Origin of the sequence: Arthrobacter sp. (assembly GCF_030540645.1) — a bacterium.
Lineage (GTDB): Bacteria > Actinomycetota > Actinomycetes > Actinomycetales > Micrococcaceae > Specibacter.
This window is the reverse complement of record NZ_JAUNVV010000087.1, coordinates 10547-13068: the sequence shown is the minus strand read 5'-3', so window position 1 is coordinate 13068 and position 2522 is coordinate 10547. Positions and strand designations below refer to the sequence as shown.

At 64.2% G+C, this 2522-nt stretch carries 1 protein-coding gene and 1 pseudogene; both read right to left on the bottom strand.

From position 1 onward, the window contains the following. A pseudogene (locus tag Q4P21_RS13750) lies at positions 1-520 on the bottom strand (malto-oligosyltrehalose trehalohydrolase); the annotation flags it as partial. Positions 521-546: 26 nt separating this feature from the next. Beyond that, positions 547-2522: malto-oligosyltrehalose synthase (treY, locus tag Q4P21_RS13745; protein ID WP_303389315.1), on the bottom strand; the 1976-nt coding region annotated here is incomplete at its 5' end.

Below are 2522 nucleotides of genomic sequence, written 5' to 3'. Positions count from 1 at the left end.
GCCCGCCGTAGCCCTCGTGGACCGCATACCAAAGGACGCCGTCGTACCCCCAGTTATGCGTTCCGTTGAAGCCGTTGACGGGAAGCAGCTCAATGAAGTCGATGCCCAGCTCCGCCAGGTAATCCAGCTTCCCGGCAGCCGCATCCAAGGTGCCCTCAGGCGTGAAAGTGCCCACGTGAAGTTCGTAAATGACGGCGCCGGTCAGCTCGCGCCCCGTCCACGCCTCGTCACCCCAGACATACTCGGACGGGTCGAACGTGCGGGAAAGCGAATGCACGCCGTTGGGCTGGCGGCGTGACCGCGGATCCGGCACGGCGTCGGCGTCCCCGCCAAGGCGGTAGCCATACTCCACCTCGCCCTCGGCCGGCGCATTCGCAGCCGTCCACCAACCCTCATCCCCGGGAGCCTCATGGGGGCGGCGGGTCATCACATAGTCGCGGTCCCTAGCCAGCAACGTCACGGACTCCACCTTCGGAGCCCACACGTCAAAGCGTCCGGCGCCTTGTCCCTGCAACCTCATCACCCTCTTCCTTTCGTTGTGGCCGGCTAGGCCTGCACCGGCGCCAACAGCGCAACCGGGTAGCTGTCCAGGATCTCCCCAACAAGAACTTCACCTTGGCTGAAGCTGCGCCCTGTCAGCTCGTCGCGCATGTCAACGTCCAGCCGCAGCAGTGTCTGCTTCCAGCCACCCTTGCGTTCCAGCCCGCGCGGCAACCTGGTGACCAGTGTCAATGCGCCTTCGCCTGCAACATGGGCGCGGCTGAAGGCCAGCAGATGCTCCGCCGCCGTCCCCTCGGCCTGCAGGGGTGCGTATCCGCTGAACAGCTCCGCCCGGTCACGACGCAGGCGCAGCGCACGCGAAGTCACCAACAGTTTCGCTTCCGCTGCCAAGTACGACGCCGGGAGCTCGCCTTGGTCGAGTTTCTCCAGTGCCTGCCTGCGTGCGTTGAAATCGACGGGCCGGCGGTTGTCCGGATCGGTCAGGGAGCGGTCCCAGAATTCCGTGCCCTGATACACGTCGGGAACACCCGGCATGGTCAGCTGCACGAGCTTTGCGGACAGGGCGTTGGAGGCGCCATAGGGTTCCAGCTGTTCAACGAGCGAGTCCAACTCCTGGCGCATCTCTGGGTTGTCGAATGCGGCGTCGACGACCTTTGCCAGCTGGTTTTCGTAGTTTTCGTTGGGATCCGCCCAGCTGGTCCAGGTTCCTGCTTCACGGGCGGCTTTTTGGGCGAACCCGTGGAGCCTGTCCCGCTCTGCTGGCCAGACACCTGCAATGGCCTGCCATAGCAGGTTGGCCAGCGGACCATCAGGCAGCCGGGCCAGTTCCTGCGCACGGTCCAGGAATTGCCCCCAGTCGGGTGTGAGCTCGGCCAGCGCCGAAATCCGCGCCCGTGTGTCTTCGCTGCGCTTCGTGTCATGGGTGCTGAGCGTTGTCATGGAGAGTGGAATATGTTCCAGCCGGCTGCGCATCCGGGCATGGAATTCCTCCGGTGTGATGGCGAACTCGGTGGGGTCCGCACCCACTTCGGTCAACGTACCCAACCGCGTGTGACGGAAGAAGGCGGTGTCCTCCACCCCCTTGGCCATGACCATGCCGGAGGTCTGTTGGAAGCGCCGGCCCAGCTCGGTGTCCTCGCCCGGCCCCGCTTTGAGCAGCAGCGGCAACAGCAGTTCCACGGCTTCCTGCAGTTCCGGACGCCGGCTGCTGGCGAGCTCACACGCTGTGCGCAGAATGTCCGCACCTTCCGGCAGATACGTGCGGTACACCGGGAACGCCGTGATGATCTCCGACAGTGCATCGGCAAGCTGCTCCACGTCCAGTGATGCGCTCGGAGGCACCAGCCGGGCCAGCCGCAGCATCTCCGCATGGAGGATCCCGTCCGTAATGCGACGCTTGGTACTGTGCATCATCGCCTCATAGTCGGAGGGCCTGCCGCCGCGCCACGTGGTATCGATGTCGTCGAGTCCGGGCTCACCGGCGTCGTCAATGAAGATCCGGTCTACGTCCGCCAGCGCGTCGTAGCCGGTGGTGCCTTCACAATCAAAACTGGCGGGGAGGGATTCCCCGGGCTCAAGTATTTTTTCCACCAGCACGTAGTTGCCCCCGATGGACTGGCGAAGTTGGTGCAAGTAACCCTCGGGATCGGCAAGGCCGTCGGGGTGGTCGATCCGCAGGCCGTCAACCAGACCCTCTTGGAACCAGCGGAGGATCTCCTGGTGCGTTTGTGCAAAGATGCGCGGGATTTCCACGCGGACCCCGGCCAATGAGCTGACGGCGAAGAACCTGCGGTAGTTCAGGTCAGTGTCGGCCCGGCGCCAATCCATGAGTTCATAATGCTGGCGGGCATGGACGTCGGCGGGCGCATCCTCTGGCGAGAAGGTGCCAGCGGCCAGCGGAAAGCGGTGCTCGTAGTAGCAAAGTTCGCCATCCTTGATTTCCAGGATGTTGACGTCTGCATCATCTGCCAGGATCGGGATCCTGATGCGCCCGTTACCCGCAGCCCAATCGACGTCGAACG